The sequence below is a fragment of the Sphingomonas sp. SP1 genome, assembly GCF_058313395.1.
The window spans coordinates 921,498-935,297 of sequence record NZ_JBZFLC010000001.1 but is presented as its reverse complement, the minus strand read 5'-3'; the positions used below and the strand labels follow the sequence as shown (position 1 = coordinate 935,297).

The window sequence follows — 13,800 nt, the reverse complement described above, 5'->3', positions numbered from 1 at the left end:
TCCTTTAGCAGGCAATCGCCGGAGCGCAACCATGTCCTGAGCCTGACGATGGGCGATTCAGTGTCCACCGGCGCGGAGCATCTGGTCGACCCGGACCAGCTTTTCCCGCGGTGCGCCGGCCCGGGCGGCGGCCACCTCGGCGGCTTCGATCTTCTGCCAGTCGGCAAAGGGCACGGGATCGCAGCCTCGGCTGGCCAGCAAACGGTCGAGGCCGTCGGGCCCGTCCCGGCCCGACCCTTCGCTGCCGGGCGGCATGGCGGCCGCGATCTGTTCAGCGACCTCCTGTCCGTCCGGCCGGTTCGTACCGATGGTTCCGGTCGGCCCGCGCCGCGCCCAGCCGACGGCGTAGAGCCGCTCCCCAATGAGTCCGCCCCGGTTGGAAAAGCGGCCGAGCCGATCGTCGTAGGGGACGCCCGGGATCGGCGGCGATGCATAACCGATGCAGGTCACCACCAGATTGGCATCGACGCTGTATCTTTCGCCCGTTCCCTCGGCGGTCCCGTCGGGCAGCAGCCGGGTCCGTTCCACCAGCACCCGCTCCGCTCGCCCGTCACCTTCGATCGCCAGCGGCTTGGCGAAGAAGTCGAAGACGATCCGCTTGGGCTTGGCGGCGTCCGGGCCCGCCGCCGCGAACTCGCGCAGCAGGCCGATCGACTTGCGCTGGCCGGGCTCGAACGCTTCGTCGGTGGCAGGCGGTGGGAAGTCACCCGCGTCGACCACCGGGGTCGCCACCTCCAGATGGCCGAGCTCGCCCAGCTCTTTTGGTGTCATCGCGATCTGCTGCGGCCCGCGCCGGCCGAGAATGGTGATGGTGGAAACCGATGAATGCGCCAGCGCCTCGAAGGCATGGCCGACGATGTCCGATCCCGCGAACTCGGTCGGTGTCTTGGACAGGATCCGCGCCACGTCCAGCGCAACATTCCCGTTGCCGATCACTGCCGCGCTGGCGCCGTCGAGCGGCGGGTGGAGATCGGCGAAGTCGGGATGGCCATTGTACCAGCCGACAAAGGCCGCCGACCCGACCACACCCGGCAGGTCGTCACCGGGAATGCCGAGGCGCCGGTCGTTGGGAGCCCCCGTGGCAAGCACCACCGCGTCGTAATAATGGCGCAGCTCCTCGACCGAGACGTCGGCGCCAAGGTGGACGTTGCCGAGGAACCGCACCCCGGGTGACAGCGCCACCTTCTCGTAGCGCTTGGCCACGGCCTTGATCGACTGGTGGTCGGGCGCCACTCCGAACCGGATCAGGCCGTACGGCACCGGCAGGCGGTCGAGAATATCGATGCTGGCTTGCTGCCCATAGGCCTTGGCCAGCGCCTCGGCCGTGTAGAAGCCGGCCGGCCCCGATCCGATCACCGCGAAATGGTGCATGCCCGTTGCTCCCTCTTTGCGCGGAAGCCTAACGCCCCATCGCGCCGGGGCAAGCCGGTCAGCCCTTGCTGCGATCCTCTAGCAGCAGATCGCTGCACTTGCTTTTGAGCGCGGCCTCGATCGGGCGGGCCAGCATCGCCAGCATGCCGGGCAGCTCGATGCGGCAGCGGACGTGTTTCTCCTCTACGTCGATCCGCGCATCGACAGTCTGGCCAAGCGCACCGACCTGCAGGTCGAGCCGCGAACCGACCCAGTTGCTGGTCACCTGCGCCCCGCCGGGAATGTAACCCTGCAGCTTGTGAATGTTGGCGGCGATGCGGCGCTGAGCCTCCTCGCGGCCAAGCTGATGCGGCAAGTCGACCTGTATGGGTTGGTTCATGCCATCGGACGTGCGCTGTCCGCAGTGTCTTTTCAAGCCGCGGCGCGTTATACTGTTTCCATGAGCCAGCTTCTCGCGCTTTTAGCCGTGGCGGCGGCCAGCGGTTCCGCGGCCGGCAGCCCGGGCTATCATTCGCCCGCCTGGAACCCGGCGGCGGGCTATGTCACGCTCGGCCAGGACGAAGCCGGCTATCGCGCATGGATGACCCGTTCGCCGGTGCGGGCGGCGCAGGTGTCGGCCTTCCACAATTATCTCGACCAGGCAGGCGTCGCCTATGTGGTCCCCACCTGGCAGCTGCTGCGCACGGCCAGCCAATGGCAGCGCTGCGGGTCCGAGCCGTTCACCGTCCCGCCGCTCGACGAGTGGGCGAACGTCGTGAATACCCTGCGCTACGTCCGCGACTACGTGATCCCCGCCGTCGGTCGGGTGGAGGCGGTTTCCGCCTACCGCAATCCCGTGCTCAACCGCTGCGCGGGCGGCGCTGCGAAGAGCGTTCACCAGCACCTGTCGGCGATCGACATGGTGCCGTTGACCCCGATCAGCCGCGACGAGATGATGCGCCGGCTGTGCCCTGCCCATGCGAACGAAGGTCCGCGCTACTCGGTGGGCCTCGGGTTCTACACAAAGCACCGGTTCCATGTGGACACCTGGAAGTTCCGGACCTGGGGTCAACGGGACAGCGGCAGCGTCGCCTGTCCGCAGTCGTACGAGATGGCGCAGCGTGCCAGGCGCAGCACTGCGCCGGTCGCAGCTGCGGCAACATCGGTCGCCAGCCTTCCGGCCGGGCCGAAGATCATCTCCGCGCCGCCCGCCGATGCGGTCGATCCGCTTGCGCCATTGAAATAAGCCGTGACCTCTTGTGTTGCTGAAACGCAACACTAGCTTGGGTTCCGAGAAGAGGGGACACGAGCTTTCATGGACTTCGAGAAACTGACCGATCGCGCCAAGGGCTTTCTGCAGGCGGCGCAAACCATCGCGGTGCGCGAACACCACCAGCGGATCGCGCCGGCCCACCTGCTCAAGGCGCTGCTGGACGACGAACAAGGGATGGCGGCTGGCCTGATCAATGCGGCGGGCGGGGACGGCAAGGCAGCCCAGCGCGAAGCCGATGCCTTGATGGGCAAGATCCCGGCGGTGACCGGATCGGGAGCGACCAGCGCGCCTGGCCTGGATGGTGATACGATGCGGATCCTCGACCAGGCCGGCGAGATCGCGAAAAAGGCGGGCGACAGCTACGTCACGGTGGAGCGGATCCTGCTTGCCATGGCGCTCGCCAAGGGGACCGACGTCGGGAAAGCGCTGGCAAACGCCGGGGTCACGCCGCAAAACCTCAATGCCGCGATCGACAAGTTGCGCGGCGGACGCACCGCCGACACGCAGGGCGCGGAAGACCGGTACGATGCGCTGAAGAAATTTGCGCGTGATCTCACCGATGCAGCCCGGCAGGGCAAGCTCGACCCGGTTATCGGCCGCGACGAGGAAATCCGCCGCACCATTCAGGTGCTCGCCCGCCGGACCAAGAACAACCCGGTGCTGATCGGTGAGCCGGGCGTCGGCAAGACCGCCATCGCCGAAGGCCTCGCGATCCGCATCGCCAACGGCGACGTGCCGGATGGCCTCAAGGACCGCCGCCTCTTGTCGCTCGACATGGGTTCGCTGATTGCCGGTGCGAAATACCGGGGTGAGTTCGAAGAGCGCCTCAAGGGCGTGCTCGACGAGGTGAAGGGTGCCGCGGGCGAGATCATCCTGTTCATCGACGAGATGCACACGCTGGTCGGCGCGGGAAAGAGCGAGGGCGCGATGGACGCGTCCAACCTGCTGAAGCCGGCCCTGGCCCGTGGGGAGCTTCACTGCATCGGCGCGACGACGCTCGATGAATATCGCAAGCATGTCGAAAAAGACGCTGCGCTCGAGCGGCGCTTCCAGCCGGTGTTCATCGGCGAGCCGACGGTCGAAGACACGATTTCGATCCTGCGCGGCCTTAAGGAGAAGTACGAGCTGCACCATGGCATCACGATCACCGATCCGGCGATCGTTGCCGCGGCGATGCTCAGCAATCGCTACATCTCCGACCGCTTCCTGCCCGACAAGGCGATCGACCTCATGGACGAAGCTGCCTCGCGCCTGCGGATGGAGGTGGAATCGAAGCCGGAGGAGATCGAGAATCTCGATCGCCGGATCATGCAGCTCAAGATCGAACGGGAGGCGCTCAAAAGGGAAAAGGACGAGGCATCGCGCGACCGCCTGCAAGCCTTGGAGGCCGAACTCGCCAATCTAGAGCAGCAGTCCGCCGAACTCACCAGCCGCTGGCAGGGCGAGAAAGAGAAGATTGCCGCCTCGTCCAAGGTGCAGGAGCAGCTCGACGCCGCCCGCATCGAGCTGGAGCAGGCGCAGCGGTCGGGCGACCTCGCCAAGGCGGGCGAACTGCAATACGGCCGAATTCCAAGCCTCGAAAAGCAGCTGGAGGAAGCCCGCTCGGCCACTCAGCACGCGATGCTGCGCGAGGAAGTGACGGATCAGGACATCGCCTCTGTCGTCAGCCGGTGGACCGGAATCCCGGTCGATCGCATGTTGGAAGGCGAGCGGGAAAAGCTGCTGCAGATGGAGCAGGCGATCGGCAAGCGCGTGATCGGCCAGGAGGAAGCGGTACGTGCCGTTTCCACCGCCGTTCGCAGGGCCCGCGCCGGCCTGCAAGATCCCAACCGGCCACTCGGATCATTCCTGTTCCTGGGACCAACCGGCGTCGGCAAGACCGAGCTCACCAAGGCACTGGCCGAGTTTCTGTTCGATGATGCGACCGCGATGGTCCGCATCGACATGAGCGAATTCATGGAAAAGCACGCGGTCGCCCGGCTGATCGGGGCTCCGCCGGGCTATGTCGGCTATGAGGAAGGCGGCGTACTGACCGAAGCTGTGCGGCGCCGGCCCTATCAGGTCGTGCTATTCGACGAAGTCGAGAAGGCGCACGGCGATGTTTTCAACGTACTGCTGCAGGTGCTCGACGACGGTCGCCTGACCGATGGCCAGGGTCGCACGGTGGATTTCACCAATACGTTGATCATCCTGACCTCGAACCTCGGCTCGCAATATCTGGCTCAGCTGGGGGAAAACGAGCCGGCCGAGAAGGTGGAGGGGCAAGTGATGGAGGTGGTGCGCAGCCATTTCCGGCCGGAGTTCCTCAACCGGCTGGACGAGATCATCCTGTTCCACCGGCTGTCGGCCAGCCATATGGCGCCGATTGTCGACATTCAGGTGGCGCGCCTTGGCAAGCTGCTGGTGGACCGCAAGATCACGTTAGAGCTGACCGAAGCCGCGCGCGCATGGCTTGGGCGCGTCGGATATGATCCCGTTTATGGCGCCAGGCCCTTGAAGCGAGCGGTGCAAAAGTATCTGCAGGACCCGCTGGCCGACCTGATCCTCCGCGGCGATGTCCGTGACGGGCAGACCGTACGGGTCGACGAAGGCGACGGCGGATTGAAGATGGAACCGGTCTAAGCCGATCTGGCCGGCAACGTCTGATCGGCCCAGCGTAGCGCCCGGTCGATCCGGACCCCGTGAGCCGACAGCAACGCATTGTCTTCGGCGAAGCGGCGGTCGGCGGAATAGGTGGCCCCACGCTGCTTCGCGTTGCGGCCACGGTGCAACGCGGCTGCTTCGTCCAACATTGATCCGGTAAGATCTAGGTCGAGGACCCGCGCCGTCTTCACCACGGCTTCGCCGAGATCGTCGCGAATTTCGTCGAAGCTGACGATGTCATAAGCTTGCACGCTCAGCGCGCTGGTTGCGGCGGCGAACAGTTGCTCCTGCATCCAGTGGACCGCGAGCACCATGCGCGCCGCGCGATCGAGCGGGTCGTTCGTTTCAGCGGCCGAAGCCCGCCATACGGGCGGGGCACCGGCCACAACGGCAGAGAGGTGCTGGCCGAGGCTAAGAACGAATGCCAAACGATCGCGACCGCCCCTCAACGCGGCAATGAGCGCATCGCGCGGTGTCGTTGTGATGAAGAGCGCGCGCAGGCCTGCACGGCGGGCCAGTGCCGGAAGCAAGGAATTTGCCCAGTTCGACGGCTTGATGACGTTCTGTTCGCCTTTGACGAATGGCCGCCGCAGCAGGTGCAGAGCAAGGTCGAGGCAGTTATCGGCCGGCGCTCCGCCACGCGCTGCATCGCTCAGATCGACCAGAATGTTCGGCTCCCGTGCAACAAAGACACTGCCCGGGCGATCAATGATCGTGGCAAGGAGGGTCGAACCGCAAAAGCCCATATGAAAGATCAAACGGTCGGGCTGAGGGCTGTTATCCAACTTCGCGGCCAGCGCTTGTTCAAGCGGCACGCAGATCGGTGCGGCTACCGAGAAGTCGCTCCGCCCATCGATAAAGGGCTCACAAGTCAGCCGGTCGCGCGTCGTGGGTCGCAGTTCCAGCGTCCCTTCGGCGACGTTGATCCGGTGCGGGAAGCAGCACGGATCGTTCAATAGCGAGGCCAAATCCATCAAGGTTGTTGGCCAGCACGCAGCCACCCCGTGACCGAGTAGCGCCGGTATGGACTGGCACGGCTGACCTCCGACACGCTGTGCATCACCGGGACGCGGAAGATGTTGAGAGTATTGAAGCTTGGCGTCAGCCCGCGTGACACATGACCGTCGGGTCCATGAAACAGCAAGAGCCCGCCCCACTCGATCCGCCAAGTGGGGGTCAGGTTCAGCACATAGGCGGCGCGCCGTTGCTTGCCTTCGATCTCATCGTCATGACCGGTCAGAAAGTCGCCGGGCGCAAAGGCCGTGGCCTGGGCATCGGCGTAACCAATGTCTTCAGCGCCGGTTACTCGCCGGAGCATCTCCAGACCCGGACCGTTCGACATGGCGCTTGCAAGCTTCGCCAGCAGGTCGTCCGACGAAGCGCGCTCCGCCGCCGGGTCGGGAACTCGGATGCTTTCATAGCGATACTGGAATCCGGTTCGCGCCTGCGCGTACACCGCTGCGTCCAGCGCTTGCGCCTGCGCCGGCTCCATCGCCGCCCGGGTCAGGCGATCAAGCTCGACGAAGCCGCTGCTGGTCGTCAACACCTGCTTCCAGTCCGAGCGGCCGCGCAACAACTGGTGAAGCGCAGTCGCGTCCGCTTGATCGAGGAAGTCGGGGACCTGCACATAGCCGTTGCGCGCGAACGCCTCCGCAAGCTGTTCGACGTCGTCGCGCGCCGCCAATCGAACCATGGTCACCTCCGTAGCGGCGCCTTGTAATGGCCTTGGCATCTGTGGAAAGGCTTTGCGCGCATGATCCGCTTGTTCGATCTCAACCCGACGCTCGACCGCAACCGGCTTGCTGAAGATTTCGCCCAAAATCAGCGACTGCAGATCGGCGATCTCCTGACCCCGGAATCGGCCCGCAATCTCCATCAGGTATTGGCGACCCAAACCCCGTGGGGCCTCGCCTATCGAGCCGGCGTCGACGCCCCCGAGAATATTCGGCGTGAGCGCCTGCCACAGATGGGCCGCGACGAACTGACGTCTCGGCAAAAGCGCTTGCACGACGCGCTCGCGGGCGACGACTATGGTTTTCTCTACTCCCAATACCCCATTCTCAATGCCTACAAGGAAGGTTGGGCGCCGGGCGGTCCGCACGATGCGATCATGGAGCTCATCAATGACGAGCCCTTCCTGCAATTGATTCGGGACGTCACTGGAATCCCACAGCTGGTGAAGGCCGATGCGCAGGCGACGCTTTATGGGCCCGGCCAGTTCCTGGCGATGCACGACGACAGCCATGTCGCAGAGGGTTGGCAGGTGGCCTATGTTCTCAATCTGTGTGCGATCGATTGGCGTCCGGACTGGGGCGGCTATCTGAATTTCTACGATGAGGCCGGCGACGTGATCGAAGGCTTTCGGCCGCGCTTCAATGCGCTGAACATCTTTCGAGTACCTCAACCGCATAACGTTGCGTACGTCCCGCCGTTCGCCCCCGTGGCGCGTTATGCGATCACGGGCTGGTTTCGCGATCGATGAACGGGAGCGTTGCCAGCACTGAGGTCCACCGCCTCTTCGCACAGGCGGAAGAGGCGTTCGCAAATCGGCGTGACGGTGATGCGGCGACCCTTCTCGGTCAGGTGCTCGAGCTGAACCCTGCCCATATCGCTGCGGTCCACCTCAGCGCGCTGGTAGCCAAGCGACAGCGGCAGTTCGATCGGAGCGGCCGGTTGTTCGAAGAGGCGCTGCGACTGGCACCTGTGGATCCATCCATCCTGACCAACGCGGGCAATCTCCTGGCTGAGACGGGACAGGCCGATGGGGCGATGCAGATGTATGCGCTGGCAGTCACGGCCGATCCGCGCTTCGTCGCGGCTCGGCTGGCCCGCGCATCCCTCCTGCAGCGACTCGGCCAATACGAAGAGGCGTTGGCGGAACTCCGCACGTCCGAAGATCTCCAGCTCGGCTTGCCGCAGATCAGGAGCATGCGGGGCGGGGTCCTGTTGGCGATGGGCCGTTTTGCGGATGCGCGTCAGGCTTATTCGGAGGCGCTCACGACGGAGCCGAGCCGCTTGCCGGCGTTGGTAGGCGCGGCAACTGCAGCGATGCAGCTGGGCGAGGACGACGCACCCGACCTGCTTCGCCGCGCGCTGAAGATCCGACCGGGGGACCCGCAGCTGACGTTGCAACTGGCTGAAGCGTTGGAGGCGGGGGGGCATGAAGATGCCACCCTTGCACTGGAAGCGGCGGTTCAGCGCAATCCTGACTGGCTGCAAGGGCAATTGACGCTGGCGCGCATGCGTTGGGAGGCCGGCGAGGGCAGTCGCTTCGTCCGCAGCATCGAGCAACGGCTGGAACAAGAGCCACGCAGCACGTCGATGTGGGAAGCGTTGGCCATGGCCCTTGCCACGGCGGATCGGCATGGCGAAGCGGCGGCGGCGGCGCGGGACGGGCAGAACGCGGTGGGCGGGCATCCGGGATTGCTGATGATCGAGGCCATCGAATCGTCCGAGGCCGGAGATATCGAGGCTGCCGATCGCGCTTTCGCGCACGTGCCCGCGGAGATGCCAGGGATCAAGCTCGCAGAAGCGCGTCATCGGTTGCGCACCCGGCAACTCGATTTGGCCCAGGTACTGCTCGATGCTGCATTCGCCGAGAACCGGTGGGACATTACCGCTTGGGCCCTGCAGGGGATATTGTGGCGTTTCGCCGGTGATCCGCGCAATGAGTGGCTGCACGAGCAGCCCGGGCTGGTCGCAGCGCACGACCTGCCCCTTGATTCCCAGGCGATCGAAGCGATTGCCGACCGATTGCGCTCGCTCCATCGGACCAGAGCGCATCCCCTCGGTCAGTCCCTGCGCGGTGGCACACAAACCCGCGGTCGCCTGTTCGAGCGACGTGAAGCGGAAATCCGGCAACTTCGCGAAGCGGTCGAGGCGACCCTGGCGAAGCACTGGGCGGACCTGCCGCGAGCCGACCCGGAACACCCGTTGTTGCGCCACCGCCAAGGTCAGCCGAGGCTGGATGGAAGCTGGTCCGTTCGGCTGACCGGTGGCGGCTTTCATGTCGCGCACATCCATCCGCACGGTGTCATCTCATCCGCCTGCTACTTCGTAATTCCGGACGCCGGAACGAGCGGAGAAGGCTGTCTGGAGGTTGGGGGAGCCCCGCCGGAACTCGGGCTGGACCTGAAAGCATTGCGATCATTTGCACCCGCCCCCGGGCGAATGGTGCTGTTTCCGAGCACCATGTACCATGGCACTCGTCCGTTTCACGAGGGCGAGCGTCTGACGGCCGCATTCGACGTGGTCATGGCCTGACTTGGACAAGCAGGCGGCCTGGAATGCATATTGGAGCGGACCGGCGGCGCGTGCCGGTGGGGGCTGCGTTCCCGGTCGGGCGGCACCGCTTGAGACTCTGCAGCAAAGGCTGTGGAGCGAGGTTGCGCACTCCTTGCGCAAAGGCGCTGCTGTGCTGGATCTCGCCACAGGTGACGGGGCGGTCTTGCGGCGCATGCGGCAGGTTCGGCCGGACTTGAAACTGACAGGGGTGGATGCCGCTGCAAACCTGCCAAAGGTGGCAGGCCTGTCGATCCGACCGGCTGTTCGCGTAGAAGCCTTGCCGTTTCGGGGCGACACATTCGACCTGATTACCAGCCAGTTCGGGATCGAATATGGCGACGTTGATAGCGCGGCGAGAGAGGCTGCACGAGTTTTGCGCGGCGGGGGACGCTTCGGCTTCCTTGTCCATCATTCGGACGGCGCGATCGTCCGTCACAATCGAGCGCGCCTGGCGGCGCTGCAATGGGCAACCGATGACAGCGGGGCGCTTGGAATGGCGCGCAACGTGGCGCGAGGTCGGACCATGGCGCCGTTGCCGACGCCCCCCGCCTTTGCGGAGACCGTTCGGGAGGCCATGCACCGCTTTCCCGGGCAGTCCGCGGCATTCGAGTTCACCGAAGCCGTGAGACGGTGCCTGGAGGGAGGGGCGCAGGCTTCTCCACAGAAAACCCTGCGAGCGCTTGAAGAGCTTGATCAGATGGCCACCGGAGAAAAGCTGCGGCTGGCGGCTTTGCTGGACGCCGCACTCGACGAGGCCGGCGCTGTGACGTTGGCGGAGACACTGGAACGGGCAGGCCTCGCGGTAGGAGTGCGCGCACCGGTGGGCGACGACGGCGGACAGCCGCTCGCCTGGTGGATCGCCGGCGAAAAGGACGGCTCCCCAGCACGCCGCTGATCGGAGCGATCCGAAGATCTAATAGACGACCATCGCGCTGGGAGCGGGCGTGCCCATTCGGCGGACAATCTGCGCCGGCTCCATTGCACAACGGTAACTACAAATAGAAAGGGCGGCGGACCGAGATCCACCGCCCTTCCTGTCCGTGGGTTACCCGAAGCTTAGAACTTCAGGGCAGCGCTCACGAAGAAGTCCCGACCAAGAACGTCATAAACGCCCGGGAAGGTGTTGGCCTGTTCCTGGTTGTCGCCGATGACCTTCGGCTTCTTGTTGAACAGGTTGTTGATGCCCAAGTTCAGCGTCACGTTGTCGGTCGCAGCGACCGAGAAGGCGAGGTCGAACAGGTTGTAGGCCGGCAGGCGCTCGACGATGTAGTCGACCTCATCGTCGTCGTCCTTGACGGCGTTCAGGTGCCGCCAGCGGATGGTGCTGGTCAGCGGACCGTCGATCCACGACAGACGGCTCGACCACTTCCACTTCGGCGTCGGAGTACCGCAGAGGTTGCCGAACTTGCCGGCGCACTTGATCTGCGTTTCCGGAACACCCTCGATGACCTCGGTCGTGCTCTCCTTGGTCCAGCTTCCCAGGAAGAAGAAGCTGAGACGCGAGTTGTTGCCAAGCAGGCCGAAGTTCAGCGGCTGGGTGTAGTCGACCGACCAGTCGACGCCCTTCGAAATCAGGCGACCCAAGTTCTGGTTGAGCGCCGTGACGACGAATTCACCAGCACCCGAAAGGCTGCCCGACGGATCGCGGTTGATCAGCTGGCAGATCGGGTTGCTCGCGTCCTGAACCGTGTTGTAGCACAGGTCGAGAACACCGCCGACGCCACCGCCGGCCGGCGAGATCACGTTCCGAACCTCGATGTCGTAATAGTCGACGGTCAGGTTCAGGCGCGGGATGAAGCTCGGGCGGATGATGGCACCGATAGTGTAGGTATCACCCACTTCTTCCTCGAGCAGTGCGTTACCGCCGAACAGGCCTTCGATCTGGCTGTTCGGCTGCAGCGCTGGGCTGCCCACGGAGCCGGCCGGAACGCCCGTAGCGATACAGGTGTCACGGATCGGACCAGCGGGGATTGCCGCCGGGGTTGCGCACGGATCGGTCGCCGCCGGGAAGCCGACGGACTGACCGCCGAACAGCTCGGCAACGTTCGGCGCGCGCACTGCGCGCTGATACTGGCCACGGAACGTGATGTCCCGGATCGGAGCAAGCTCCGCACCCAGAGCGTAGGTCCATACGCCGCCCACCGCGGGAAGCGAGTAGTCGGAGTAACGGACGGCGCCGTTCAGCTCGAAGCGGTTGATGAAGTTGTCCTGGATGAGCGGCACGCGCAACTCACCGAAGATTTCCTTCACATTGTAACCGCCCTTGGTGGGGTCGCCGGCGTTGAAGCCGACCACGTCACCCGAGGACAGTGCGGTATCCGGAAGGAACTCCGCCGAAACCTTGCGCCACTCCGCGCCGACCGCGAAGCCAACCGCGTCCGTCGCCCAAGGCGACTGGAACAGGTTGCCCGAGACGCTGCCCGACGCGACCTGAAGAACCGAGGTGTCCTGGTTCTGCGAGTTGATCGCAACGGCGTCGATGCACTCGGCGCTCAGCTGATCCTGCCCGAAGATGTTGCAGGTGCCGTTCTGAACGTTCGCGGTGAACGCCGAGCGGCTGACGTTGCCGATCTGGACCTGCGAATTCTTCGTCCGCGAATACAGATAGTAGGCGTCGTAGTTCAGGTTGTCGGTGATCGCACCCTTGACCCCGCCGACCACGCGGAAAGCGTTGCGGTCGTCGGTGTTCACCCGGTTGGCGATCTGCGTGAAGCGATAGTTGGCGGTCAGGCGAACGATGTCCGGACCGGTAACCGTCGCGAACGGCAGGGCCACCCCGGCAGCGGTCGCCGCAGCGTTGGCTGCCAGCTGGTTGGCCGCGACTTCACGCAGTTCGGTGCAAGTCGCCGCGCTGATGTAGCTGGTCGGCGTATCGCAGAACGCGTCGTTGCCGAGGTTCAGCGTCACACCCTGGGTGATCGGAGTCGCCGCCAACTGGTTCACGACCTGGTTGTTGACGAACGCGACCTCGGCATAGGCGTTGACGCCTTCCGTGACCTCGTACTCGCCGTAACCGCCGAGGGTCCAACGCTTCTGCGGAACCATCAGGTAGTTGGCCGGCGCGTAGTTGTACGCGAAGTTGCCGTCGAGGTAGTTCTGCGCCGTGCCAGGGGTGGTGAAGATACCGCCCAGCAGATTTGCGTCGAATACCGTGTTCTCGCCGACACCGATGCAGCCCGCGTTGCGTGGGGGCTGGCCTTCGCCGCCGCAGCTCGCGCCCGCACCGATGGCAAGCTGACCCGGGGTCGTGAAGCGACCCTGCGGAACGTTGGCCGAACCGCCCTGGATCAGGCCGTCGTCACCGTCGATCAGAGCGAAACGCGAAAACTTGCGCGCATCCTGGAAGATGTCGCCGCGGTTGTAGTACTCACCGTAAACGGCGACGTTACCCTTGCCATCGGCGAACTGGGTTCCGATCGCGCCGTAGACGTTCCAGCGAGCGCCATCGCCCTTCTGGGTGATGGAATACTGGCCACCGGCAATCATGCCGTTGATGTCGCGGCGCAAACGGAAGTTGGTGACACCCGCCAGGGCGTCCGAACCGTAAACGGCCGACGCACCACCGGTCACCACGTCCACGCTCTCGATCAGGAACGACGGAACGGTGTTCAGATCGGTGATCTGGTTGGTATCATAGAAGATGTACCGGCGGCCGTTGACCAGCACCAGGTTCCGCTGCGCGCCGAGGCCACGCAGGTTCAGCGTCGCGACGCCGCCACCCGGGTTGTTCGAGAAGGCGCTGAAGCCCGGAACCACCTGCGGCAGGGTGTTGATGACCTGCTCGACGTTGACGGAGCCCGACAGCGCGAATTCTTCGTCCTGCACCACGGCCAGCGGGCTGGTGGAGGTCAGGTCGCGGCGCGCGATGCGCGAACCGGTGACGACGACTTCCGTCGTTTCTTCCCCGGTTGCACCTGGGTCGGCCTGACCCGCGTTCGGATCGGCTTGCGCTTCAACAGCGTTTTCCGGCTGCTCGTCCTGCGCTTGCGCGAACGCAGGCGAGGCAAGGCTGGTAGCGCCGATGAGAAGCGTCGACGCCAACAGGCGCTGACGATAAGTCATCTTCATCGAAATTCCCCTCAAATAACCACAAAATTCAGTCTTGGCCGACCCTGCAGGCTCACGCCGGCCCCCGCAAAAAACGGCGTTCACCGTTCTTCAACACGGTCGTCTAAGCCAGCGCCTCTCGGCTAGGCAATGAGTGGAGGCGGTCGGCAGGCAACTCTGCGTCACGTTGTAGCAAAAAGGTC

General features: G+C 64.8%; 10 protein-coding genes. 5 read left to right on the top strand and 5 right to left on the bottom strand.

Annotation, left to right across the window (positions count from 1 at the left end; genetic code table 11):
- Positions 1–57 precede the first annotated feature (57 nt).
- Together AC4GYS_RS04830 and AC4GYS_RS04825 are read right to left on the bottom strand one after the other, a co-directional pair.
- The gene (locus AC4GYS_RS04830; RefSeq protein ID WP_491107959.1) at positions 58–1,371 is read right to left on the bottom strand and encodes an FAD-dependent oxidoreductase; all 1,314 of its coding nucleotides are present in this window, start codon (positions 1,369–1,371) and stop codon (positions 58–60) included.
- Between the two features lie 58 nt (positions 1,372–1,429).
- Positions 1,430–1,750 carry a polyhydroxyalkanoic acid system family protein gene (locus AC4GYS_RS04825; protein ID WP_491107958.1) on the bottom strand — a complete coding sequence of 107 codons (321 nt, stop codon included), beginning with the start codon at positions 1,748–1,750 and terminating at the stop codon, positions 1,430–1,432.
- A gap of 60 nt (positions 1,751–1,810) precedes the next feature.
- On the opposite strand from AC4GYS_RS04825, the gene AC4GYS_RS04820 reads away from it, so the two are divergent.
- Together AC4GYS_RS04820 and clpB are read left to right on the top strand one after the other, a co-directional pair.
- A complete protein-coding gene (locus AC4GYS_RS04820) occupies positions 1,811–2,596 on the top strand; it encodes a D-Ala-D-Ala carboxypeptidase family metallohydrolase (protein WP_491107957.1) in 786 nt (261 codons plus the stop codon).
- A gap of 69 nt (positions 2,597–2,665) precedes the next feature.
- Positions 2,666–5,245, top strand: coding sequence for an ATP-dependent chaperone ClpB (clpB, locus tag AC4GYS_RS04815; protein ID WP_491107956.1), 2,580 nt, complete (start codon positions 2,666–2,668; stop codon positions 5,243–5,245).
- Here the strand turns inward: clpB and AC4GYS_RS04810 are convergent.
- Together AC4GYS_RS04810 and AC4GYS_RS04805 are read right to left on the bottom strand one after the other, a co-directional pair.
- The gene (locus AC4GYS_RS04810; RefSeq protein WP_491107955.1) at positions 5,242–6,240 is read right to left on the bottom strand and encodes a hypothetical protein; all 999 of its coding nucleotides are present in this window, start codon (positions 6,238–6,240) and stop codon (positions 5,242–5,244) included. The two genes, clpB and AC4GYS_RS04810, sit on opposite strands and share 4 nt — an antisense overlap.
- The gene (locus AC4GYS_RS04805) at positions 6,240–6,959 is read right to left on the bottom strand and encodes a 2OG-Fe(II) oxygenase (RefSeq protein WP_491107954.1); all 720 of its coding nucleotides are present in this window, start codon (positions 6,957–6,959) and stop codon (positions 6,240–6,242) included. The genes AC4GYS_RS04810 and AC4GYS_RS04805 overlap by 1 nt, the downstream gene beginning before the upstream one ends.
- A 60-nt stretch (positions 6,960–7,019) precedes the next feature.
- On the opposite strand from AC4GYS_RS04805, the gene AC4GYS_RS04800 reads away from it, so the two are divergent.
- From AC4GYS_RS04800 to AC4GYS_RS04790, 3 genes are read left to right on the top strand one after another with little or no spacing between them, the layout of a single operon-like run.
- Complete coding sequence (locus tag AC4GYS_RS04800; RefSeq protein WP_491107953.1) at positions 7,020–7,748, top strand: 2OG-Fe(II) oxygenase; 729 nt, start codon at positions 7,020–7,022, stop codon at positions 7,746–7,748.
- Complete coding sequence (locus tag AC4GYS_RS04795) at positions 7,745–9,529, top strand: 2OG-Fe(II) oxygenase family protein (RefSeq protein ID WP_491107952.1); 1,785 nt, start codon at positions 7,745–7,747, stop codon at positions 9,527–9,529. Before AC4GYS_RS04800 ends, AC4GYS_RS04795 begins: the two co-directional genes overlap by 4 nt.
- Position 9,530: 1 nt before the next feature.
- A complete protein-coding gene (locus AC4GYS_RS04790) occupies positions 9,531–10,445 on the top strand; it encodes a methyltransferase domain-containing protein (protein ID WP_491107951.1) in 915 nt (304 codons plus the stop codon).
- Between the two features lie 161 nt (positions 10,446–10,606).
- Here the strand turns inward: AC4GYS_RS04790 and AC4GYS_RS04785 are convergent, their stop codons facing one another.
- Positions 10,607–13,618: a TonB-dependent receptor domain-containing protein gene (locus AC4GYS_RS04785; RefSeq protein ID WP_491107950.1), complete on the bottom strand. Its 3,012-nt coding sequence runs from the start codon at positions 13,616–13,618 to the stop codon at positions 10,607–10,609.
- Between the last annotated feature and the right edge of the window lie 182 nt (positions 13,619–13,800).

Excerpts from the sequence above, each read along its gene's own strand:
- AC4GYS_RS04820 (WP_491107957.1), top strand. The coding sequence starts at position 1,811 with ATGAGCCAGCTTCTCGCGCTTTTAGCCGTGGCGGCGGCCAGCGGTTCC.
- AC4GYS_RS04805 (WP_491107954.1), bottom strand. The coding sequence starts at position 6,959 with ATGGTTCGATTGGCGGCGCGCGACGACGTCGAACAGCTTGCGGAGGCG.
- clpB (WP_491107956.1), top strand. The coding sequence starts at position 2,666 with ATGGACTTCGAGAAACTGACCGATCGCGCCAAGGGCTTTCTGCAGGCG.
- AC4GYS_RS04825 (WP_491107958.1), bottom strand. The coding sequence starts at position 1,750 with ATGAACCAACCCATACAGGTCGACTTGCCGCATCAGCTTGGCCGCGAG.
- AC4GYS_RS04785 (WP_491107950.1), bottom strand. The coding sequence starts at position 13,618 with ATGAAGATGACTTATCGTCAGCGCCTGTTGGCGTCGACGCTTCTCATC.
- AC4GYS_RS04800 (WP_491107953.1), top strand. The coding sequence starts at position 7,020 with ATGATCCGCTTGTTCGATCTCAACCCGACGCTCGACCGCAACCGGCTT.
- AC4GYS_RS04795 (WP_491107952.1), top strand. The coding sequence starts at position 7,745 with ATGAACGGGAGCGTTGCCAGCACTGAGGTCCACCGCCTCTTCGCACAG.
- AC4GYS_RS04810 (WP_491107955.1), bottom strand. The coding sequence starts at position 6,240 with ATGGATTTGGCCTCGCTATTGAACGATCCGTGCTGCTTCCCGCACCGG.
- AC4GYS_RS04830 (WP_491107959.1), bottom strand. The coding sequence starts at position 1,371 with ATGCACCATTTCGCGGTGATCGGATCGGGGCCGGCCGGCTTCTACACG.